Annotated in this window: 21 protein-coding genes and 1 riboswitch; of the genes, 12 read left to right on the top strand and 9 right to left on the bottom strand. The window is 70.8% G+C overall.

The window, feature by feature from the left end:
- Positions 1 to 19 precede the first annotated feature (19 nt).
- Positions 20 to 535 (bottom strand): phage holin family protein, encoded by a 516-nt coding sequence (locus ACWFRU_RS13355; RefSeq protein ID WP_453686390.1) that lies wholly within the window; start codon positions 533 to 535, stop codon positions 20 to 22.
- A complete protein-coding gene (locus tag ACWFRU_RS13360) occupies positions 483 to 1,985 on the bottom strand; it encodes an amidase (protein ID WP_453686392.1) in 1,503 nt (500 codons plus the stop codon). The genes ACWFRU_RS13355 and ACWFRU_RS13360 overlap by 53 nt, the downstream gene beginning before the upstream one ends.
- Before the next feature lie 150 nt (positions 1,986 to 2,135).
- Between ACWFRU_RS13360 and ACWFRU_RS13365 the strand changes: the two genes are divergently transcribed.
- The 4 genes from ACWFRU_RS13365 (at position 2,136) to ACWFRU_RS13380 (ending at position 4,764) form a co-directional block, all read left to right on the top strand.
- Entirely contained in the window at positions 2,136 to 2,801 is a 666-nt protein-coding gene (locus ACWFRU_RS13365; RefSeq protein WP_453686394.1) for an ATP-dependent Clp protease proteolytic subunit, read from the top strand.
- Between the two features lie 7 nt (positions 2,802 to 2,808).
- Positions 2,809 to 3,117, top strand: a complete 309-nt coding sequence (locus tag ACWFRU_RS13370; RefSeq protein ID WP_453686395.1) for a hypothetical protein — start codon at positions 2,809 to 2,811, stop codon at positions 3,115 to 3,117.
- Positions 3,118 to 3,481: 364 nt separating this feature from the next.
- Positions 3,482 to 3,645: riboswitch (cyclic di-AMP (ydaO/yuaA leader) on the top strand.
- Between the two features lie 3 nt (positions 3,646 to 3,648).
- Positions 3,649 to 4,122: a C40 family peptidase gene (locus ACWFRU_RS13375; RefSeq protein ID WP_453686397.1), complete on the top strand. Its 474-nt coding sequence runs from the start codon at positions 3,649 to 3,651 to the stop codon at positions 4,120 to 4,122.
- Between the two features lie 99 nt (positions 4,123 to 4,221).
- Positions 4,222 to 4,764, top strand: a complete 543-nt coding sequence (locus tag ACWFRU_RS13380; RefSeq protein ID WP_453686399.1) for a DUF6328 family protein — start codon at positions 4,222 to 4,224, stop codon at positions 4,762 to 4,764.
- A 40-nt stretch (positions 4,765 to 4,804) separates the two neighbouring features.
- Here the strand turns inward: ACWFRU_RS13380 and ACWFRU_RS13385 are convergent, their stop codons facing one another.
- Positions 4,805 to 5,266 carry an ATP-binding protein gene (locus ACWFRU_RS13385; protein ID WP_453686401.1) on the bottom strand — a complete coding sequence of 154 codons (462 nt, stop codon included), beginning with the start codon at positions 5,264 to 5,266 and terminating at the stop codon, positions 4,805 to 4,807.
- A gap of 271 nt (positions 5,267 to 5,537) precedes the next feature.
- Here ACWFRU_RS13385 and ACWFRU_RS13390 point away from each other — a divergent pair, with 271 nt between their 5' ends.
- A complete protein-coding gene (locus tag ACWFRU_RS13390) occupies positions 5,538 to 6,398 on the top strand; it encodes a helix-turn-helix domain-containing protein (RefSeq protein WP_453686403.1) in 861 nt (286 codons plus the stop codon).
- Positions 6,399 to 6,407: 9 nt separating this feature from the next.
- The gene (locus ACWFRU_RS13395; protein WP_249585990.1) at positions 6,408 to 6,632 is read left to right on the top strand and encodes a DUF397 domain-containing protein; all 225 of its coding nucleotides are present in this window, start codon (positions 6,408 to 6,410) and stop codon (positions 6,630 to 6,632) included.
- Here ACWFRU_RS13395 and ACWFRU_RS13400 read toward each other — a convergent pair whose 3' ends face one another.
- Complete coding sequence (locus tag ACWFRU_RS13400; RefSeq protein WP_453686406.1) at positions 6,633 to 7,775, bottom strand: 8-amino-7-oxononanoate synthase; 1,143 nt, start codon at positions 7,773 to 7,775, stop codon at positions 6,633 to 6,635. It lies immediately after the preceding gene.
- Between the two features lie 164 nt (positions 7,776 to 7,939).
- Between ACWFRU_RS13400 and bioB the strand changes: the two genes are divergently transcribed.
- The 4 genes from bioB to ACWFRU_RS13420 all read left to right on the top strand — a co-directional run bounded on the left by bioB (position 7,940) and on the right by ACWFRU_RS13420 (position 11,959).
- Positions 7,940 to 9,160: a biotin synthase BioB gene (bioB, locus tag ACWFRU_RS13405; RefSeq protein WP_453686408.1), complete on the top strand. Its 1,221-nt coding sequence runs from the start codon at positions 7,940 to 7,942 to the stop codon at positions 9,158 to 9,160.
- Positions 9,153 to 10,442 (top strand): adenosylmethionine--8-amino-7-oxononanoate transaminase, encoded by a 1,290-nt coding sequence (locus tag ACWFRU_RS13410; protein ID WP_453686410.1) that lies wholly within the window; start codon positions 9,153 to 9,155, stop codon positions 10,440 to 10,442. The genes bioB and ACWFRU_RS13410 overlap by 8 nt, the downstream gene beginning before the upstream one ends.
- Before the next feature lies 1 nt (position 10,443).
- A complete protein-coding gene (bioD, locus tag ACWFRU_RS13415; protein WP_453686412.1) occupies positions 10,444 to 11,172 on the top strand; it encodes a dethiobiotin synthase in 729 nt (242 codons plus the stop codon).
- 115 nt (positions 11,173 to 11,287) lie between these two features.
- On the top strand, positions 11,288 to 11,959 hold the full coding sequence (locus tag ACWFRU_RS13420) for a class I SAM-dependent methyltransferase (protein ID WP_453686414.1): 672 nt from the start codon (positions 11,288 to 11,290) through the stop codon (positions 11,957 to 11,959).
- Positions 11,960 to 11,993: 34 nt separating this feature from the next.
- Here ACWFRU_RS13420 and ACWFRU_RS13425 read toward each other — a convergent pair whose 3' ends face one another.
- From ACWFRU_RS13425 to ACWFRU_RS13435, 3 genes are all read right to left on the bottom strand, one after another.
- Positions 11,994 to 12,356: a VOC family protein gene (locus tag ACWFRU_RS13425; RefSeq protein WP_453686416.1), complete on the bottom strand. Its 363-nt coding sequence runs from the start codon at positions 12,354 to 12,356 to the stop codon at positions 11,994 to 11,996.
- A gap of 102 nt (positions 12,357 to 12,458) precedes the next feature.
- Positions 12,459 to 12,830, bottom strand: coding sequence for a fic family toxin-antitoxin system, toxin component (locus tag ACWFRU_RS13430; RefSeq protein ID WP_361831402.1), 372 nt, complete (start codon positions 12,828 to 12,830; stop codon positions 12,459 to 12,461).
- A gap of 3 nt (positions 12,831 to 12,833) precedes the next feature.
- A complete protein-coding gene (locus ACWFRU_RS13435; RefSeq protein ID WP_344526843.1) occupies positions 12,834 to 13,061 on the bottom strand; it encodes an antitoxin in 228 nt (75 codons plus the stop codon).
- 207 nt (positions 13,062 to 13,268) lie between these two features.
- Between ACWFRU_RS13435 and ACWFRU_RS13440 the strand changes: the two genes are divergently transcribed.
- Together ACWFRU_RS13440 and ACWFRU_RS13445 are read left to right on the top strand one after the other, a co-directional pair.
- Positions 13,269 to 14,123 carry an ABC transporter ATP-binding protein gene (locus ACWFRU_RS13440; RefSeq protein WP_453686418.1) on the top strand — a complete coding sequence of 285 codons (855 nt, stop codon included), beginning with the start codon at positions 13,269 to 13,271 and terminating at the stop codon, positions 14,121 to 14,123.
- A gap of 12 nt (positions 14,124 to 14,135) precedes the next feature.
- A complete protein-coding gene (locus ACWFRU_RS13445; protein WP_453686420.1) occupies positions 14,136 to 16,700 on the top strand; it encodes an ABC transporter permease in 2,565 nt (854 codons plus the stop codon).
- 19 nt (positions 16,701 to 16,719) lie between these two features.
- Here the strand turns inward: ACWFRU_RS13445 and ACWFRU_RS13450 are convergent, their stop codons facing one another.
- Both ACWFRU_RS13450 and ACWFRU_RS13455 read right to left on the bottom strand, forming a co-directional pair.
- Positions 16,720 to 18,339 carry an outer membrane protein assembly factor BamB family protein gene (locus ACWFRU_RS13450; RefSeq protein ID WP_453686422.1) on the bottom strand — a complete coding sequence of 540 codons (1,620 nt, stop codon included), beginning with the start codon at positions 18,337 to 18,339 and terminating at the stop codon, positions 16,720 to 16,722.
- 52 nt (positions 18,340 to 18,391) lie between these two features.
- Positions 18,392 to 19,960, bottom strand: coding sequence for an outer membrane protein assembly factor BamB family protein (locus ACWFRU_RS13455; protein WP_453686424.1), 1,569 nt, complete (start codon positions 19,958 to 19,960; stop codon positions 18,392 to 18,394).
- Between the last annotated feature and the right edge of the window lie 80 nt (positions 19,961 to 20,040).

A 20,040-nucleotide genomic window follows, 5' to 3' on the forward strand; every position in this document is an offset into this window, starting at 1 on the left:
TCGTTCGGGGTGGCCCGGATCACTGTCCCCAGCGGTGCGGCACCTCGGGCTCCACGCCGCCCGGATGCGCCGCGTCCACGGTCGGCGGCGCCGTCGGCCGCTCGGGCGCCGGCGGTGTCACGGGCGGCGGGGTCATGGCCGGCCCGTCCACCGCCGGCACGTCCGGAGAGGGGTGATCCGTGGAGGGCAGGTCCGTGGAAGTCCGGTCAGTGGAAGCGCGATCGGCGGACGGGCGGCCCGCGGAAGGGCGCGCCGCGTTGCGCAACAGATAGGCCACGCCACCGAGCACCACCGCGGTGATCAGCGCCGCCGCCCAGTCGGGCAGTCCCAGAGCGAGCGCGAGGCCGAGGGCGAGTGCCAGTGCCGCGCCCGCGTAGAGGCCGGCGGCTCCCGCACCGGCGTACAGCGCGGCCCTGCGGCGCTGCCCCCGTGTCTGCTCCCTCAGTTCGTCGCGTACCGCCTCGCGGGCCGCGTGTGTCAGTTCACGCGTCAGTTCGTCGACGAGGCTCTTGTCCAGATGCTCCAAACGATTCATGGCGCCCGAGTACCCGTCCGTCCGGGCGCGTAACGCCTTGCCCCGGCCCGCGCTCGCCGTGCCGGGTGGCCTGCTCGAAGGCGTGGCCGATCCGCAGAACACGTAGGTCGCCGCGGTGCGGGCCGACGATCTGCAGCCCGACCGGCAGTCCGCCCGGGGTGAATCCGGCGGGCACGGACAGGGCCGGGCAGCCGGTGGCGGACACCAGGTACGCCGAGCGCATCCAGTCCAGATAGTCGGCCATCGGCACCCCGTCGATGTTGTCCGGATACTCCAACTCCACGGGGAAGGGTGGCACTTGGCTCGTCGGCAGGATGAGCGCGTCGTAGCGGTCGAAGAACGCCCGCATCCGGTGGAAGAGTTCACCGTGCAGCACGGTGGCCCGCTCCAGGTCGATGCCGGTGAGGGCGCGCCCCTGCCGTACGTTGCGGACGAGGCTGGGTTTGATCCGGTCCGCCGCGCTCTCCACGAGCCCGCCGAGCGCCAGGTGGAACTGCCAGGCGCGGAAAGTCCGGAACACCTCGTCGGCGCCGCCCAGTTCGGGGCATGCCTCCTCGACGGCGCACCCCAGGTCGGCGAAGACCGCGACGGCGGGCGCGAGCACCTCCCTGACCTCGCGGTCGACCGGGACCGCTCCGCCCAGGTCGGGCGACCAGGCGATCCGTAGCCCCTTCAGATCCTGCTCCAGCGACCCGCCGAAGGCGCTCCCCGGCGTCTCCAGGGCGATCGGTGAGCGGGGGTCGGGACCGGCGACGACGGAGAGCAGCAGAGCCGCGTCGGCGACGGTGCGTGCCATCGGCCCCTGCACGGCCATCGTCGACCAGGGCGCGGCGTCCGGCCAGCTCGGCACCCGGCCCGGCGACGGGCGCAGGCCCACCACGTTGCAGAACGACGCGGGGTTGCGCAGCGATCCGCCCATGTCGCTGCCGTCGGCCAGGGGATGCATGCCGCACGCGAGCGCGGCCGCCGCTCCCCCGCTGCTGCCGCCCGCGGACCGGCGGAGGTCGTACGGGTTGCGGGTCGCCCCGAAGACCGGGTTGACGGTGTGCGAACCGGCTGCGAACTCGGGCACGTTGGTCTTGCCGATGGTGATCGCCCCGGCGGCGCGGATGCGTTCGACGATCAGCTCGTCCCGGTCCGGGACGTTGTCGGCCAGGAGCGGCGTCCCGTAGGTGGTCCGGATGCCGCGGGTGTCGTGGGTGTCCTTGTGGGCGACGGGCAGTCCATGCAGCGGGCCGAGGGCGGCGCCGCTCGCGGCGGCCTCGTCCGCGGTGCGCGCCTCGTCGAGCGCGCGTTCCGCCACGAGCGTCACGACCGCGTTCACGCGGTCGTTGACCTGTTCGATCCGGTCGAGGTGCGCCTGGACGACCTCGCGGGCGGACACCTCGCGGGTGCGGATCCTGGCGGCGAGTTCGCGGGCGGTGAGGTGGACGAGCTCGGACGCAGTCATACGGCGCTTTCGGCTGGGGGCGGTTGAGATCGCGACGAGGCGGAGCATGCCCACGCCGTCCCCGATTCTCACCACGGCGTTACGTACGTCCTGTACATTTTTTACAGGAAGCCATGGGAGCAGCCGACCCCGACAGAGGAGAGACGCGCCATGAACCGACCGTTCGCCCGTCATGTCCTGCCCGAGTTCACCGAGCACTCCAGTACGGGCCGACGCACGCTGGACCCCTACGCGAAGCTGCTCGAGGAGCGCATCGTCTTTCTGGGCACACCGATCGACGACACGTCGGCCAACGACGTGACGGCACAGTTCATGCACCTCGAACACCTGGCGCCCGACCGCGACATCGCGCTCTACGTCAACTCCCCCGGCGGCTCGTTCAGCGCGATGACCGCGATCTACGACACGATCCAGTTCGTCACCTGCGACGTGGAGACGACATGTCTGGGGCAGGCCGCGTCGTCGGCCGCCGTCCTGCTTGCCGCGGGCACCCCCGGCAAGCGGTTCATGCTGCCCGGCGCCCGAGTGCTGCTCCATCAGCCCGCCTTGACCGAGCCGGTCCACGGCCAGACCTCCGACCTGGCGATCCAGGCCGACGAACTCCTGCGCACCCGCGCGCGACTGGAGGAGCTGCTCGTCCGGCACACGGGGCAGAGCGCCGATCGTGTCGCGGCCGACATCGAGCGGGACAAGATCCTCGACGCGGCGGGGGCAGTCGACTACGGCCTGGTGGACGGGATCATCGCGAACCGCAAGTCCTCCCCGCGCTCCCCGGATCCGCGCAGCCCGGAACCACGCACCCCGGACGCGAGGTGAGCCACCGATGCTGCCGCCCGAGCTTCCCCCGCTGCCCGCACTCACCCGCGCCGAGGGCGAGTTGATCGACCGGTACCTCGAAGTGGTCGACCTGCTCGGCCGGATCAACCCCGCCCGCGCCTCGGACACCTACGGAGGACTGCGCGCGGCCCAGGCCCTGGTCGGCAGCGCGACCGCCCTGCGGGACGCGCTGACGCTCATGCACCAGCGGGGTGAAAGCGCCGTGCACGCACCGACGCTGGCCCGTGCGCTGCGCGTGCTCGACGGAGAGCGGCGGGCCGGGCGGGTCACCGTGCCGCCCCCATCCGCCCCCTGAGCAGCCGTCACCCCGGGCTGCGAACTCCGTAGCGTCCGGGGCCGATCTCAAACGAACCAAACGGGCTACCTCATTCAGCGTAGACATTCCTCCTTTTTCGAGACGTCTTCGGTTGCGTCAGATGTGTACGCGTGGGCCGGAATTCGTCGTTCCGGTGCTGGTCGAACGATCGTCCGGCGCGCTCTCCCGCTCCCGAATCCGACCGTGTCCACCCGAACGGTTCAGCCGTGAGGAGCCTCACAAAACGCCGTTTCGGCTCGGTTTTCGACCCCATGTCGGGTCAAGATCCTCTCCGACGACAAGCCCCCGCCACAGCGGCGGGGCGGTCCGGGCGGACGCCGAGTCCTGCCGCCACCCGGATGACCGGTCGACATCGGTGCATCGGCAGGAGTGGAGGACCCAGGCATGACGGGTCGGTCCGGAAGGTCCGGACAACGACCCTTGGGGTGAAGCCGCAGTACGCGGCCGGGCAACTTTGTCAGCCCGAATCCGACAGGTCATCCTTCACAGGCGGTTGACGAAGGGTTGCGCATGACTGCGCTGAATCATGTTCCGTCGCTGCTCACCAGGGTCGGGTCCGTATCCGCCCTCACGCTCGCCGTCGTAGGCGGCACCCTCGTGGCCCCGGGGCTCACGTCGGAGGCGGAGGCCGCGACACACGGGACGAAGGCGCTCAAGATCGCCGCCTCAAAGAAAGGCTCTCCGTACCGCTACGGAGCCACGGGACCACACCGGTTCGACTGCTCGGGCCTGACCCAGTACTCCTTCAAGCGCGCGGGCAAGAAGCTGCCACGCACCGCCGCCCAGCAGTACAACAAGACCCGCCACATCTCCGCGTCCAACCGCGTCCGCGGCGACCTGGTCTTCTTCCACTCCGGCCGGAACGTCTACCACGTCGGCATCTACGCCGGTAAGGGCCGGATCTGGCACGCCCCCAAGTCGAACACCAAGGTGCGGCTCGAGAAGATCTGGACGAAGAGCGTCTGGTACGGCAGGGTGCGCTGATCATCCGTCATCGGCCGGAGGGCGGGGCGACCCCCGCCCGGCCCTCCGGTCGGCGCGCCCGCCAGGCGTGGAGCGCGTCGGCGCGGATACTCGTGCGCCATGGCCGAAAACAACAGTTCTCCCGCCTCGGACCACCCATCGCGTAACGAGACGCGCTTCGAACGCGCCGACCGCAACTTCGCGGAGATCCTCCAGGAGCTGCGCGTCACGCAGGCCGGGGTGCAGATCCTCTTCGCCTTCCTGCTGACGCTCGCCTTCACCGAGCGCTTCCCCTCGCTCGACACGGTGCAGCGAACCACCTACGTCGCCACGCTGCTGCTCGCGGTGCTCGCCGCGGCGTTGTTCACCGCCCCGGCGGCCGTGCACAGGTCTCTCTTCGGTCAGCACTCCAAGCCACTGATCGTGCGGGTGTCGTCCCGCCTCGCCGGCATCGGTCTGGGTGTCCTGGTCTTCGCGGTCTCCGGCGCCGTGCTCCTGGTCGTCGACGTGGCGGTGGGCCGGACCGGCGGGATCATCGCGAGCGCGGCCACGCTGCTGGTGTGCGCGGGCCTGTGGGGGCTGCTCCCCCTTCTGCTGCGCCGTGCGCGCGACGACGAGGATTCGGACAGCTCGGACGACGTCAGGGCCTCACGACCCCGCTGAGGAGCCCCAGCCCGAGCACGCTCAGCGGGGTGAGGTCGAGTCAGCGGGGTGAGGTCGAGGGGGTCGCGGCCTCACCGCGGACGGGTGCCGTCCACGGCAGCTCGATCCAGACCGTCTTGCCGCCCTCGGGGGTGGGCGTGAACGACAGCCTGCCGCCGCACTCCATGGTCAGCCAGCGAATGATGACCAGACCGCGGCCGTTGTCCTGCTGGACGGCGGCGGGCAGCCGCTTGGGATAACGGGGGTGGCTGTCGGTGACCCCGATGCGCAGCTGCTCGTCCCGGTCCAGCTCGATGTCCACCCGGAAGGTGGGCGACTGGCCCCGGGTGTGCTGGACGGCGTTCGTGGCGAGCTCGGAGACGATGAGCCGGATCGTGTCGGCCGCCTCGGTCTCGCCCGGCAGACCCCACTCGGCCAAGATGCTCGCAACGTATTTCCGGGCCGCGGAGACCGAGGCAGGATCGCTCGGCAGGGTGACGGATGCTTCCTGAAGGTCTGCCATGGCGACGCTGTCCCTTTCCCACCGGGGCTCGGCTCCGACTCGTAACGAAGGCACGAGGACAGTCCCGGAATGGTGCTTCGCGCCAGACTGCCACTCTTGGACCCCTCAGAGGTGGCCATCCACCAAGATGTGCATATATCTGTCGCTCAAAACGGTGAACTCTGCTACGAGAGACCGTATTTGGGCGCGCGGTCGGCGCTTCCTCTACTGTCGCCCCTGAACGGCCCGGGGGAGGCCGAAAAGAAACGCTCCGTCGGGAAGGAGACGGACCATGCGGTACGGCCCAGCGGTGCGCCGCCGGAAACTCGGCGCCGAACTGCGTGCGCTACGCACGCACGCCGGGCTCACCAGTGGCCAGGCAGCGGACCGGGTCGGCTGGCATCAGTCGAAGGTCAGCCGGATCGAGACGGGACGTAGCAGCGTCAAGGCTGCCGACGTAGGTCTGCTGCTCGACGCGTACGAGGTGGCGGACCCCCAGCTCCGTCAGTTGCTGGTGGCATTGGCGGGCTCGGACGACGACGGCGGGCGGCGCCACTGGTGGCACGCCTATCGCGAGCTGCTGCCGCCCGCCTACCGCGACTTCATCAGCCTGGAGTCGCAGGCCTGCCGGATGCGCACCCTGGAGACCACCGTCGTGCCGGGCCTGCTGCAGACCCCGGACTACGCGCGTGCGGTGACGCGGGCCGCGCTCGACGGACTGCCCCAACAGCAGGTGGACACGCTGGTGGAGGTGCGTCTGGCCCGTCAGGACGTGCTGCGCGCGGCCCCGCCGCTGCGACTGAGCGTGATCCTGGACGAGGCGGTGCTACACCGGCCAGTGGGCGGCAGCGAGGTGCTCGCGGGCCAGTTGAAACGGTTACTGGAGGCCGCACAGTTGCCTCATGTACGACTTCAGGTGTTGCCGTTCGCCGCCGGAGAGCACGTGGGCCTCATCGGCCCTTTCGTTATTTTCTCCTTTCCGAACATTGCTGATCTGGATGTGGTTGTTCTCGACCACTTGACGAGTAGCCTCTACCTCGAACGGAAAGAAGACCTTCAGGCCTACACGGAGGCCTTCAACTCCCTTCAGAGAAAGGCACTTTCACCCGAGGAATCAACGGATCACATCGCCGGGATACGTGACGGCGCGTAAGGGGGCACCATGACGGCACTGCCTCGGCACGTACCTTCCAGCACTTCTCTGCACGGCGCACGGTGGTACCGCAGCAGTCGGAGCAACGGCATGAACAACTGTGTGGAGACAGCCTCGCTCGCTTCAGGGCCGAAGCAGGGGCTGCTCGCCGTGCGCGACTCGAAGAACACGGCAGGGCCCGCCCTGCTCTTCTCGCCCGCGACATGGGAGGCCTTCGTCCACGGCCTCCGGTGACTACCGGGGTGCGGCGCGGCTGATCACTCGTACGGCATCGGCGATCTGTCCGTCGGTGAGATCCGCACGGGCGGTCAGCCGCAGCCGCGAGATGCCGTCGGGCACCGACGGCGGACGGAAGCAGCCGACGGCCAGGCCCGCGCCCCTGCAGTCGGCGGCCCACCGCACGGCGGCTTCCGGTGACGGCGCGCTCACGGAGACGACGGCGGCGTCGGGGCGTACCGCCGAAAGCCCTTCCGCCGTGAGGCGTTCATGCAGCTCGGCCGCGACCGCGCGCGCCCGTGCGGCACGCTCCGGCTCCGCGCGCAGCAACCGCAGGGCCGCGAGGGCCGCCCCCACGGCGGCGGGCGCGAGCCCCGTGTCGAAGATGAAGGTGCGTGCGGCGTTGACCAGGTGGTCGATGACCTTGGCGGGGCCGAGGACCGCACCGCCCTGGCTGCCGAAGGACTTCGACAGGGTGACCGTGGCCACCGTGTGGTCCGTGCCCGCGAGCCCGGCCGCCTGCGGGGCGCCGCGTCCGCCGTCGCCGAGCACGCCGAGCCCATGGGCGTCGTCGACGACCAGACCGGCACCGAACTCCTGGCACAGGGCAGTGAGTTCGGCCAGTGGGGCCGCGTCTCCGTCGACCGAGAAGACGGTGTCCGAGACGACGACGGCCGGACCCGCGTGCGCGTCCAGCGTCTTGCGCACCGCTTCGGTGTCGGCGTGCGGCACCACCTGCGTCGTCCCGCGCGCCAGGCGGCAGCCGTCGATCAGCGAGGCGTGGTTGCCCGCGTCCGAGACGATCAGCGAACCGTGCGGGGCAAGGGCGGTGACGGCGGCGAGGTTCGCGGCGTATCCGGACGAAAGGACCAGAGCGGCCTCGAAGCCGCAGAACGCGGCCAGCTCGCGCTCCAGGTCCGCGTGCAGTTCGGTCGAGCCGGTCACCAGACGGGAGCCGGTGGCTCCACCGCCCCAGCGCCGGGCCGCGGCCGCCGCGCCCTCGGTGATCTCCGGGTGCCTGGCCAGGCCCAGGTAGTCGTTGCTCGCCAGGTCCAGGAGGCCGCCCGCGTCGGCGGGGCGGGGGCGCAGGGTGCGGACGAGTCCGGCCCGTGCGCGCAGGCTCGCCTGCTCGTCGATCCAGTCGAACGGCGAGCTCGCCATGGGGGTCCCCTCCGGGTCGCCGGCACGGGCCGGTTTGTAGACAGTGCACAGACCCTAGCCGTCCGGCCACCGGGCCAGGATGTGGCAATACCCACACCTCTCAGCGTTTCTGTTGTGCGAAGTCTCCTTGGAAAGCGGGGCCCCCGTGCGTAAGGATCAGCGCCATGGATCTGCTGAACACGCTGGTGGACAAGGGGCTTCGGCGCGAGCTGCCGACCCGTGAAGAGGCGCTGGCCGTGCTGGCCACGTCCGACGACGAGCTTCTCGACGTGGTGGCCGCCGCCGGGAAGGTACGGCGGCAGTGGTTCGGGCGCCGGGTGAAACTCAACTATCTGGTCAATCTCAAGTCGGGTCTCTGTCCGGAGGACTGCTCGTACTGTTCGCAGCGTCTGGGCTCGACGGCGGGCATCCTCAAGTACACCTGGCTCAAGCCCGACGAGGCCTCGAAGGCCGCGGCCGCCGGAGTGGCGGGCGGCGCGAAGCGGGTCTGCCTGGTCGCCAGCGGGCGCGGTCCGACCGATCGTGACGTCGACCGGGTCTCCCAGACCATCGAGGCCATCAAGGAACAGAACGACGGCGTCGAGGTGTGCGCGTGCCTCGGCCTGCTCTCCGCGGGCCAGGCGGACAAACTGCGCACCGCGGGCGCCGACGCGTACAACCACAACCTCAACACGTCCGAGAGCACGTACGGCGAGATCACCACGACCCACACCTACGCCGACCGCGTGGACACCGTGCAGCAGGCGCAGGCCGCGGGCCTCTCCGCCTGTTCGGGTCTGATCGCGGGCATGGGCGAGAGCGACGAGGACCTGGTGGACGTGGTCTACGCGCTGCGTGACCTCGACCCCGACTCGGTGCCGGTCAACTTTCTGATCCCCTTCGAGGGCACGCCGCTGGCCAAGGAGTGGAACCTCACCCCGCAGCGCTGCCTGCGCATCCTCGCCATGGTCCGTTTCGTCTGCCCCGACGTCGAGGTCCGCATCGCGGGCGGCCGCGAGGTGCACCTGCGCTCGATGCAGCCCCTGGCCCTTCACCTCGCCAACTCGATCTTCCTGGGCGACTACCTGACCAGCGAGGGCCAGGCCGGCAAGACCGACCTGGAGATGATCGCGGACGCCGGTTTCGAGGTCGAGGGCACCGACACGGTGACGCTGCCGGAGCACCGCGCGGACGCCGTCGCGGCCGCGGGCTGCGGGTCGCACGGCGAGGCCGGGGGCGGCTGCGGGCCGTGCGGTTCCTCGGAGCCGGAGGCAGAGTCGGTACCGGCATCGGCATCGGCATCGGCATCGGCCGGGATCTCCGAGGACGAGGCCTCCGAGGCGCGCACGGACCTGGTCGCGGTACGCCGCCGGGGTGCGGGAACGGACCTGGCGCCCAATGCCTGACCTCTCCGTTCCCGAACTCCTCGATCTCGACCGCCGTCATGTGTGGCACCCGTACGGCCCCATGCCCGGCCGCCAGGAGCCCCTGGTGGTCGAGGCGGCGAGCGGTGTGCGGCTGCGACTCGCGGGCGAGGGCGGCGAGTTGATCGACGGCATGTCCTCCTGGTGGTCGGCGATCCACGGCTACAACCACCCCGTGCTCAACGACGCGGTGCGCGGCCAGCTCGACCGGATGAGCCATGTCATGTTCGGCGGGCTCACCCATGAACCCGCCGTCCGCCTGGCGAAGCGCCTTGTCGACATATCTCCGGAGGGCCTCGAGCATGTCTTCCTCGCGGACTCCGGCTCGGTGTCGGTCGAGGTCGCGGTCAAGATGTGCCTGCAGCACTGGCGCTCGCTCGGCCGCCCGGACAAGCGGCGGATGCTGACCTGGCGCGGCGGCTACCACGGGGACACCTGGCAGCCCATGTCGGTGTGCGACCCCAAGGGCGGCATGCACGAGCTCTGGCAGGGGGCGCTGCCGCAGCAACTGTTCGCGGACATGCCGCCCGCCGGCTTCGACGCGTACGACGACGCCTACGCCGACCATCTGCGCGAGACGATCGGGCGCCACGCCGACGAGCTGGCCGGTGTGATCGTGGAGCCGGTGGTGCAGGGCGCGGGCGGCATGCGCTTCCACTCCCCCGCCTATCTGCGGGTATTGCGGGAGGCCTGCGACGAGCACGACGTGCTGCTCGTGTTCGACGAGATCGCCACGGGGTTCGGCCGCACGGGCGCGCTGTTCGCCGCGGACCACGCGGGTGTCACGCCCGATGTGATGTGCCTGGGCAAAGCGCTGACCGGCGGCTATCTGACGCTGGCGGCGACGCTGTGCACCTCGCGGGTCGCGGACGGCATCTCCCAGGGCGAGGTTCCCGTCCTTGCCCACGGCCCGACGTTCATGGGCAATCCGCTCGCGGCTTCGGTGGCCCTGGCCTCCATCGACCTGCTGCTCGGGCAGGACTGGCAGACCGAGGTCAAGCGCATCGAGGCGGGCCTGCGCGGCTCCCTGGCCGAGGCGGCACAGCTGCCGGGCGTACGGGACGTACGCGTGCTCGGCGCGATCGGCGTCGTACAGCTGGACCACGGCGTGGACATGGCGGCGGCCACCCGCGCCGCGACCCGCGAGGGCGTGTGGGTGCGGCCGTTCCGCGACCTCATCTACACGATGCCGCCGTTCATCACGGGCGACGACGACGTCGCACGGATCGGCCGCGCGGTGTGCGCGGCGGCGAAGGAGGGCTGAGATGACGGTCATCGTGGTGTCGGGGACCGGCACCGAGATCGGCAAGACGGTGACGACGGCGGCGGTGTCCGCCGTCGCGCTCGCCGCGGGACGCAGCGTCGCGGTGCTCAAGCCCGCGCAGACGGGGGTCGCGCCCGGTGAGCCGGGCGACGCGGAAGAGGTGCGGCGGCTCGCGGGCGAGACGATCACCACGCTCGAACTCGCCCGCTTCCCCGAGCCGTTGGCCCCGAACACCGCCGCGCGCCGGGCGGGCATGGCGCAGGTGCGTCCGTACGAGGTGGCCGCGACGGCGGAAAAGCTGGCGGCCGACCACGACCTGGTCCTGATCGAGGGCGCGGGCGGCCTGCTGGTCCACTACGACGACGAGGGCGCCACCCTCGCCGACGCCGCGCGCCTCCTGTCCGCTCCGGTCCTGGTGGTCGCGACGGCGGGCCTGGGCACGCTGAACACGACGGAACTCACGGCCGAGGCCCTGCGGGCGCGCGAACTCGCCCCGCTGGGTGTGCTGATCGGCAGCTGGCCCGCGGCACCGGACCTCGCGTCACGCTGCAACGTCGCGGACCTGCCACGGTGCGCGGGCGCTCCCCTGCTCGGCGCCCTGCCGCAGGGCGCGGCGGCGCTCGCGCCCGCCACCTTCCGTACCAGCGCCGGGACTTGGCTCGGTCCGGAGCTCGGGGGAACGTGGGACAGCGCGGCGTTCACGGCGCGTGAGGCGCCGCGCAGCGCCTGAGACCCCGGCGGCTTCTGTTCGGGCACCTGCCGGGACTCGCGGGCTTCGGCCGGGGGGAAAGGGGGCGCTGCCGGGGCACCATTGCGGTGTCCGGTCGTCCCGCCGAGGAGGGTTCATGTCGCCTCGCTCCGCCAGGTCCGCGTCCCGGGACGCGGTGCACCATCCCGTCTTCGCCCGCTTCTACGCCCGTCAGAGCGTGGCCGCCGAGCGCGTCATCGCCACGTACCGCAAGGAGCTGCTCGCCGGGCTCTCCGGCCGGGTGATCGAGGTCGGCGCGGGGAACGGGCTGAACTTCGCGCACTATCCGGCGGCCGTCTCCGAGGTCGTGGCCATCGAACCGGAGCGCATCCTGCGCCAGTTGGCCGTGGACGCGGCCGTGCGAGCCGGTGTGCCGGTGGACGTGGTGCCCGGTGCCGCCGAGGCGCTGCCCGTCAAGAGCGAGGCCTTCGACGGCGCCGTGGCCTCGCTGGTGCTGTGCAGCGTGCGTGACGTGCCCCGTGCCCTCGGCGAGCTGCGGCGCGTCCTGCGGCCGGGCGGCGAGCTGCGGTTCTTCGAGCACGGCGTGGCTCCGGGCGCGGCGATGGCGGCCACGCAGCGCGCCTTGGACCGCACGGTGTGGCCCCTGCTCTTCGGCGGCTGTCACGTCGCGCGGGACACCCTGGGCGCGCTGCGTACGGCGGGCTTCGAGATCGGCCCGTACCGGAGTCTGCTGGTGCCCCCGAAGGGCCCGCGGCTGCCGACCTCCTACTGCGTCCTCGGCACGGCCCGGCGGCCGGAGAGCGACTGACCGCGGTGGCCGCAGTCGGCGTGCCCGGCGGACGTCAGATCATCTGCGTGAGGTTCACCGCGTTGCCGTCGGGGTCCTTGATGTGCGCGACCCGCTGGCCCCACGGCATGTCGTTGGCCGGCCCGAGGGCCTCGCCGCCCAGGGACTCCACCCTTTCGACGAGGTCGTCCACGGCTTCCACCGCCACGCTCAGCAGGATGCGCTGGGGCGTGTCGAGCGGCACGCTCGTGTCCGAGACGACGCCGAGCTCCGCGTCGCCGATGCGCAGGTCCACGAAGAACGCGGGCCCCTCCTCCGGGGTCCTCGACACCTCCTTGGCGCCGAGCAGTTCCTGGTAGAAGCGCACCAGGCGGTCGATGTCCGGGGTGATGATCATCGGCTGGATGGCGGCAGGCATGGGCGTCCTCCTGGAGTGCGGCTCCTTTGCGCCGAACCTATCCCCGCCGCATGATCATTGGTGCGCGCCTCGGCATCCGGCCGGCTCGTGCGAGCTCGGCCGCTACAGACTCCACTTGCGCAGTTCGTCCGCGATGGCGCGCACGCTCGCCCCGTCCTCCTTCACCAGACGGGCCAGTTCGCGCACCTGCTCGGGCGAGGTGACGACCTTCATGCCGCTGGCGACCAGATAGGCGTAGGCGACGGACGAGGCGAAGAGGGCGTTGGAGCGTTCCAGGGCGGGGATGTGCAGGAGGACCTGGAGCAGGGCGGCGGCGCGGTCGTGCGGGGATTCGTAGACGGGCACGCCGAAGATCTCCGCCTCGTGCCGGCTGACGGCGGCCACCAGGGCACCCCAGTCGGTGACCTGCGGGTCTCCGGGCGTCTTGTGTTCGGCGATCATCAACAGCCAGGCAAGATCAATTCTGAGGTTCAAGGGCTAACGACGACCCTCGCGCTCAGCACCGAACTCTTCGGCGAACACGGATTCGTACTGCTTCATGAAGTCGGCGGCGGCCTCGACAAAGGTGTGGCCGACCTCGCCGGCGTCCTGTTTGACCAGTTCCTCGATGTAGCGGTTCACGCTCATCCCGCGGGCGAGCGCTCGCTCGCGCGCGGCCCGGGCGGTGCCTTCGTCCACCCGCACGTTCAACTGGGTCTTCGCCATGCCTTCAAGCTAGCGCCGGGGTGCTAGCACCGGCAAGAGGGCGCAGGAGAGTGCGGGAGGGCGCAGAGGCGCACGCGCGGACCGGTCCCCCGTGCCCCTTACATACGTCTGCGGTTCACGACCTTGGAGGGATACCGGCGCTCGCCCCGACCCTCTACTCTCGGCAGGATTACGGGAGTTGGAGCGGCCACGACCCAGGAGGCGGCCTTGTCCACACCTGCTTCGGCATCGGCCACAGGCCTCGCGGAGCCCGCCGAGGTCGCCGCGCGGGCACGCGCCCTGACCAAGGCCTACGGTTCCGGCGAGACCACGGTGCTCGCCCTCGACGCGGTCGACGTAGACATCGCGCGCGGCCGTTTCACGGCGGTCATGGGCCCGTCCGGCTCGGGCAAGTCCACGCTCATGCATCTGCTCGCCGGGCTCGACACGGTCTCAGCGGGACAGGTGTGGCTCGGCGACACCGAGATCACCGGGCTCAGGGAACGGGAGCTGACGCAACTGCGGCGCGACCGCATCGGGTTCATGTTCCAGTCCTTCAACCTCATCCCCACGCTGAACGCCGCCGAGAACATCACGCTGCCCATGGACATCGCGGGCCAGCGCCCCGACCGCCAGTGGCTCGACCACGTCATCGAGACGCTCGGCCTGCGCGACCGCCTCAAGCACCGGCCCGCCCAGCTCTCCGGCGGCCAGCAGCAGCGCGTGGCCTGCGCACGGGCGCTCGCCTCGCGCCCCGAGCTGATCTTCGCCGACGAACCGACCGGCAACCTCGACTCGCGCGCCGGCCTCGAAGTGCTCGGCTTCCTGCGCGAGGCCGTCGACAAACTGGACCAGACAGTCGTGATGGTGACCCACGATCCCGGCGCGGCTGCCCACGCCGACCTGGTGCTCTTCCTCGCCGACGGCCGCATCGTCGACGAGATGCCGCGCCCGTCGGCGGAGTCGGTCCTCGAACGCCTCAAACGGTTCGACGTGATCCACGCGCAGCCCCAGGAGAACCCGCCCGGGGCTGCCGACAGCGGTCGGGGCGTCGACATCGACAGCACGCCGGACCAGGACTGAGGCGTCGGGGACATGCTGAAGGCGACGCTCAGGAGCTTCCTCGCGCACAAGGGCCGTCTGCTGCTCTCCGCGCTCGCCGTGATCCTCTCGGTGGCGTTCGTCGCGTGCAGCCTCATCTTCTCCGACACGGTGGCCCGCACCTTCGACCGGCTCTTCGCCTCGACGTCCGCGGACGTGACCGTCGAGCCGAAGGAAGACCTCGACGAGGCCGTGCCGTCGGGCCGGACACCGACGATCCCCGCCGATCTCGCCGACCGCATCAGCGGGATCGACGGGGTCGCGCGGACCCGCGTCGACGCGGCCGTCGAGAACATCACGGTCGTCGACAGCGAGAACGACCCGGTCGGCTCCACCACGGGCGCCCCCACCATCGCCACCAACTGGGAGCCCAACGACCGCAGCCCGGTGGATCTGACCTCGGGACACGCCCCGCGCGGCAAGGACCAGGCGCTGCTCGACAAGGACACCGCCGACAAGAAGGACGTACGGATCGGCGACACCCTCACGGTGCTCGCCGCGCCCGGCTCGTTCAAGGTGAAGGTCGTCGGCATCGTCACCTTCACCACCACCAACCCCGGCGCCGCGCTGGTCTACCTGGACACGCCGACCGCCCAGCGCGAGCTCCTCGGTGACAAGGACGCGGTCACGGGCATCTCGGTGGACGCCGCCCCCGGCGTGAGCGACACCGAGCTGAAGCGTCGTGTCGCGGCCGAACTGGGCTCGGGCTACGACCTGAAGACCGCGGACGAACAGGCCGAGTCGGCGGCGTCCGAGCTCGGCGGTTTCCTGGACGTCATCAAGTACGTGATGCTCGGCTTCGCCGGGATCGCCGTCCTGGTCGGCATCTTCCTGATCGTCAACACCTTCTCGATGCTGATCGCGCAGCGCACCCGCGAACTCGGCCTGCTGCGCGCCCTCGGCGCCGACCGCAGGCAGGTCCGCCGCTCGGTGCTCACCGAGGCGGTCCTGCTCGGCGTGGTCGGTTCAACGGTCGGTCTCGCGGCGGGGATCGGACTCGCGGCCGGGCTCATCGAGCTGATGGGCGTGTTCGGGATGAACCTGAAGTCCACCGAGATGGTCATCGGGTGGGGAACTCCCGTCGCCTCGTACGTCGTCGGGGTCGGCGTCACCTTCGTCGCGGCGTATCTCCCGGCGCGGCGCGCGGCGCAGGTGTCGCCGATGGCCGCGCTCACCGACGCGGAGATCGCGGGCGTGGGGCGGTCGTTGAAGGTCCGCGCGGCGGTCGGCGCGGTCGTCGGGGCGGCGGGCGCCGCGGCCCTGGTGGGCTGTGCCACCGCGCAGGAGACCGCGTCGGCGGCGTCCCTGCTGGGCCTCGGTCTCGTCCTGACGCTGGTCGCCACCGTCATCGCGGGACCGCTCCTCGTCCGCCCGGTGATCCGGGTGCTCGGCGGCGCCTTCCCCGCGGTGTTCGGCTCGGTCGGCCGGATGAGCCAGCGCAACGCGCTGCGCAACCCGCGCCGTACGGGAGCCACGGCCGCAGCGCTGATGGTGGGCCTCGCCCTGGTGAGCGGCATGTCCGTGGCGAGCGCGTCGATGACCAAGTCGTTCGACGAGCAGATCGACAAGACGCTGGGCGCCGACTTCGTCGTGCAGAACAGCAACTTCCTGCCCTTCTCGCAGGAGATCACCGACAAGGTGCGGGACACCGAGGGCGCCGGACTCGTCGTGCGGCAGCGGTTCACGCCCGTGAAGGTGTCCATGCCGGACGGCAGGAGCGTGGAGACCACCGCGGCGGGCTACGATCCGCGCCTCGACGACGTGGCCCGCGTCACCTACGTGGACGGCGACACCACACGGGCGCTCGCGCCGGGAAGCATCGCCATGCAGCGGGACTTCGCCCGCGACCACAAGATCCGCATGGGCTCCGAGCTGCCCGTACAGTTCCCCGGCGGCCGCAAGACGGAACTGACGGTGGGCGCGCTCACCGACCAGCCGGGGGCCGAGGGCTTCGGTGTCGAGGGCGGGATCTACTTCGGCATGGAGACCGTCGAGGAGTTCGCGCCGGGCGGCCAGGACTCCGCGCTGTACGTGAACGCGGCAGCGGGCACGGATGCCGACACCCTGCGCGACCGCCTCGAGAAGACGCTGGACCCGTATCCCCAGGTGCAGGTCCGCGACCAGGCCGACTACAAGGAACTGATCCGCGAGCAGATCGCCGTGATGCTCTACCTCGTCTACGCGCTGCTCGGCCTGGCGATCATCATCGCGGTCCTCGGCGTGGTCAACACCCTTGCCCTGTCGGTCGTCGAGCGCACCCGCGAGATCGGTCTGCTGCGCGCCATCGGACTCGCCCGGCGCCAACTGCGCCGGATGATCCGCCTGGAGTCGGTGGTCATCGCGGTGTTCGGCGCGCTGCTGGGGCTCGCGCTCGGCCTGGTGTGGGGCGTCGCGGCCCAGCAGGTGCTCGCGCTGCAGGGCATGACGGCGTTCGCGATCCCCTGGACGACGGTGATCGCGGTGCTGACCGGCTCGGTGATCGTCGGTCTGGCGGCGGCCCTGCTGCCCGCGCTGCGCGCCTCACGTATGAACGTGCTCGCGGCCATCGCGCACGAGTGAGGCGCCGCCGCCGCTGTGCCTACTTGGCCGCGAAGCCGAACATCATGATCGTCTTCTTGTCCGCGGAGTACTGGCCGAGCAGCTCGGAGCTGAGGAACAACTTGTTGCGGTGGTAGCGCAGTTCGGAGATCAGGGGCGGCAGCGCGGACGGCCGGGTGCCGAGGTCGATGAGCACCGTCTCCTTCTTCAGGTTCCTGCCGTCGAGGGAGACCACCTGCGCGTAGGGGCCGCTCTTGTAGACGAGCACGTTCCCGCCATCCATGCGGATGGGGAAGACGGGGGAGCTGTCGCCCCCCTCCACCTTCTCCCCGGTGGTCTTGCCGGTGGCCAGGGAGAAGACCACGACGTCGTTCACCGACGAGAACTCCTCCGCCCCCTCGCGCTTCTCGGTGGCGACGTAGAGCTTGCCGTTGCCCGCCACGATGCCCCGGCAGTCCTGGACGATGGAGACGGTGCCGCACTTGTGCAGGTACTTGCCATCCGTCAGGGCGATCCGCGTGTGCCGCTTGCCCTTCTCGTCGATGGCGAAGACGTCCGTGGCACCGGACGAGGTGATCTCGCCGGAGTCCAGGGCGACGACCACCGGCTTGGTCGAGACCAGGCTGGGGCTGCGGACACCCGCCGGCAGCTTGTGGGTCCACTTCGACTTGCCCGTGGCCGGGTCGATGACCTGGACCTGGAACCGCTCCGCCCCGTAGTCACCGCAGGAGCGGACCGCCACGAGCCGCTCGCCGCCCCCGTACCCCACGTCGCGGCAGGTGTCCCCCTGCTGCGGCTTCCACAGGACCTCGCCACTGCGCAGGTCGAACGCCGCGCCGCCGTACAGACCGCCGACCGCCGCCGTGTCACCGCTGATGGTGACCTGGTTGAAGACGGTCTTCTTCTTCTCGTAGCCGATGGTGATCGACTTGGTCCAGAGCTTGTCGCCGGTGTCCACGTTGAAGGCGGTCACCTCGGTGCACGCGTCCTTGAAGCCCCTGTCGTCCTCCACCTTCGCCCCCGTGACGACGACGGCGATGTTGCCCTTGCCGACGTCCGGTGAGCCCGCGCACGACTCCCCCGGCTTCGGCAGGCGCCACAGCCCCTTGCCCGTCGTGGCGTCGACGCCGACGATCGCCTCGACGGAGGACTTCGCGTACACCTTGTCGGTGAGCCAGGAGCCCTGTGCCTTCCAAGTGGTCTGCCCCTTGGGCAACTTGGGCTGCACGGCCTTGGTCTTGAAGAAGGCCTTGGGGTCCGCGGGCGCCTTCTCCTCGGGCTTCTCGTAGGCGGGCGCCCCGCCGTCGCCGCCCGGCTTGGCGGCGGTCTTGTCCTTCGAGCCGTCGCCCGCCGAGGTGGCGTACCAGAGGCCGCCGCCGACGGTCAGGGCGAGCGCGGCGACGACGAAGACGACGATCGCGGTACGCCGACCGGGCCGTCCGCCCCCGGAGCCCGGCGACGGGACGGGCGCCGGAGTCGGCTGGTAGACCTGGTGAGGGCCGAAGCCACTGGGCGGCGGGGCGACCGGCGGGCCGAAGCCCGGCGTGTTCCCCTGCTGGGGCGGACCGAAGGCGCCTTGCGGGGGCGGGCCGAACGCGCCCTGCGGAGGCACCGGGCCCTGGGGCTGCTGCGGGGACTGTTCGGGGGGCGGCTGCGTCATCGAGGCTCCACTGCTGGTGAGGGTAGGGGGGCGTACTGCTCGGCCGGAGGCCTCACCGGGCGAAGGAGAGCATGCGGGCGTTGCCTTCCTCGCCGTCGCCGCCGTGGCTCTTGCCGTCCAGGCGCGTGGGAGTCACGAAGAACCGCTGGTCGGCGTACAGGACGTTGCCCGCGAACATCGCGGCCTCCGTGCTCTGGGCCGCCGAGGTGTGCCGCAGCAGCACGTCGGGCTTGCCTCCGCCGGGGCCGAACCACACCGTCTGCCCGTTCTTGCCGTCCTGCGCCCGCGCGTACGCGATCAACCCGGGCCGGTCGCCTCCGGCCACGGTCACGGGCACGATCTGCCGCCCGCCGTCGACCGATCCGGCCCACTTGGACTTCCCCGTACGGAGGTCGTAGGCGACGATCTTGTTCGGTCCGAGGACGCCGTCCTTGGGTTCGCTCGCCAGGTAGAACGTGTCTGCGTCGGCGGCGGCCCCCGGGCAGTTCTGCACGCCCTCGCCGGAGTCCCCGGCCCCCGCGCACATCTCGAACTCCTGCGGGCCCTTGTCGACACTGATCCAGGAGCGCTGGTCCCCCTTGTCGTCGACAGCGACGACGGCCCACTTGTCCATCTCGTCGCGGTTTCGGACGGCGACCACGGCGGGGTCGACGGAGTAGACCTTCTGGATGCTCCAGCCCTTCTTGGTCCGGTAGCTCCACTCGACGTCGCCGGTACGGGGGTCGAGCTTCTTGAGCCTGCCGTGCGTGCTGGGGCTGCCCAGTTGGCAGGACTCCACCTGGAGCAGCCGCGCGCCGCCCGCGACGCCGTCGAGCGAGCAACCGCCCTTGCGCTCCCGCTCGGTGGTGTACAGGCGCTTGCCGTCGCCGATGCGGTAGGCCCGCATGGTGGCGCTCTGGTCGACCAAGACGGTGCTGCCCGTGATGGACACGTGCGTCGCGCTGGTGTCGTCCCAGAAGCCGCGGTCGACGAGTTCCTTGTGCCAGCCCTTCTCGCCGGTCTTCAGGTCGATCATCCGCAGTTGGTCACACGACGCGTTCTGCTCGGACTTCTTCTTCGTGTACGCCACCACGACCTTGCCGTCCGGCGTGGGATTCACCGGGGTGTCGCACACCGTGCCGGGCAGCGGCACCGACCACGCCTTCGAGCCGTCCTTGGTCCGGTAGCCGGTGACCTCGTCGTACTCGGCCTGGGCCACGATCCCGGGGACGTGCCAGAGATCGAGGAGCTGTGCGCCCTTGCCCGGCAGCTTGATGTCGTTCATGGCGACCCACGCCTTGGCCTCACCGGCCTTGCGCCCCGCGTTGACGTCGATCACGGCGGCCGACCCGTCGTCCTTCGCGCCGGCGTCACCGTCCGGGTCCGCCGACTGCGGCCCCTCGTCCGGCGATTGCCGTGTCTGCCCGGCCACGGGCTCACGGGAACCGCTCCCCTCCCCGTCCCCGTCCGCTTGCGTGACGGCGTAGAAGCCCACGCCGATCAGGATCAGGGCGAAGGCACCGGCGCCGAGGGCGAGGCGGAGCTTTCGCGTGGTGCCCGCCGGGGGCGCCGGGGGCGCCGGCTGGGCGTAGGGGTTGCCGGGCACGGGCTGACGCACCGGCTCGGACTCACGATTGACCATGAACGAGATTCTGGACCAACCCGCGCTCTTTCTAGAGACATTTTCTAGAAAAAGTTTCCACCGCAGGTTTCCGCCACGAG

This window comes from Streptomyces sp. NPDC055099, from assembly GCF_053607685.1.

What these genes read in the sequence shown, in the direction of transcription:
- bioD (WP_453686412.1), top strand. Translation starts at nt 10,444, where the DNA reads ATGACGGTCATCGTGGTGTCGGGGACCGGCACCGAGATCGGCAAGACG.
- ACWFRU_RS13425 (WP_453686416.1), bottom strand. Translation starts at nt 12,356, where the DNA reads ATGCCTGCCGCCATCCAGCCGATGATCATCACCCCGGACATCGACCGC.
- ACWFRU_RS13370 (WP_453686395.1), top strand. Translation starts at nt 2,809, where the DNA reads ATGCTGCCGCCCGAGCTTCCCCCGCTGCCCGCACTCACCCGCGCCGAG.
- ACWFRU_RS13365 (WP_453686394.1), top strand. Translation starts at nt 2,136, where the DNA reads ATGAACCGACCGTTCGCCCGTCATGTCCTGCCCGAGTTCACCGAGCAC.
- ACWFRU_RS13390 (WP_453686403.1), top strand. Translation starts at nt 5,538, where the DNA reads ATGCGGTACGGCCCAGCGGTGCGCCGCCGGAAACTCGGCGCCGAACTG.
- ACWFRU_RS13355 (WP_453686390.1), bottom strand. Translation starts at nt 535, where the DNA reads ATGAATCGTTTGGAGCATCTGGACAAGAGCCTCGTCGACGAACTGACG.
- ACWFRU_RS13395 (WP_249585990.1), top strand. Translation starts at nt 6,408, where the DNA reads ATGACGGCACTGCCTCGGCACGTACCTTCCAGCACTTCTCTGCACGGC.
- ACWFRU_RS13400 (WP_453686406.1), bottom strand. Translation starts at nt 7,775, where the DNA reads ATGGCGAGCTCGCCGTTCGACTGGATCGACGAGCAGGCGAGCCTGCGC.
- bioB (WP_453686408.1), top strand. Translation starts at nt 7,940, where the DNA reads ATGGATCTGCTGAACACGCTGGTGGACAAGGGGCTTCGGCGCGAGCTG.
- ACWFRU_RS13435 (WP_344526843.1), bottom strand. Translation starts at nt 13,061, where the DNA reads ATGGCGAAGACCCAGTTGAACGTGCGGGTGGACGAAGGCACCGCCCGG.
- ACWFRU_RS13360 (WP_453686392.1), bottom strand. Translation starts at nt 1,985, where the DNA reads ATGACTGCGTCCGAGCTCGTCCACCTCACCGCCCGCGAACTCGCCGCC.
- ACWFRU_RS13410 (WP_453686410.1), top strand. Translation starts at nt 9,153, where the DNA reads ATGCCTGACCTCTCCGTTCCCGAACTCCTCGATCTCGACCGCCGTCAT.
- ACWFRU_RS13380 (WP_453686399.1), top strand. Translation starts at nt 4,222, where the DNA reads ATGGCCGAAAACAACAGTTCTCCCGCCTCGGACCACCCATCGCGTAAC.
- ACWFRU_RS13375 (WP_453686397.1), top strand. Translation starts at nt 3,649, where the DNA reads ATGACTGCGCTGAATCATGTTCCGTCGCTGCTCACCAGGGTCGGGTCC.
- ACWFRU_RS13385 (WP_453686401.1), bottom strand. Translation starts at nt 5,266, where the DNA reads ATGGCAGACCTTCAGGAAGCATCCGTCACCCTGCCGAGCGATCCTGCC.
- ACWFRU_RS13455 (WP_453686424.1), bottom strand. Translation starts at nt 19,960, where the DNA reads ATGGTCAATCGTGAGTCCGAGCCGGTGCGTCAGCCCGTGCCCGGCAAC.
- ACWFRU_RS13445 (WP_453686420.1), top strand. Translation starts at nt 14,136, where the DNA reads ATGCTGAAGGCGACGCTCAGGAGCTTCCTCGCGCACAAGGGCCGTCTG.
- ACWFRU_RS13450 (WP_453686422.1), bottom strand. Translation starts at nt 18,339, where the DNA reads ATGACGCAGCCGCCCCCCGAACAGTCCCCGCAGCAGCCCCAGGGCCCG.
- ACWFRU_RS13420 (WP_453686414.1), top strand. Translation starts at nt 11,288, where the DNA reads ATGTCGCCTCGCTCCGCCAGGTCCGCGTCCCGGGACGCGGTGCACCAT.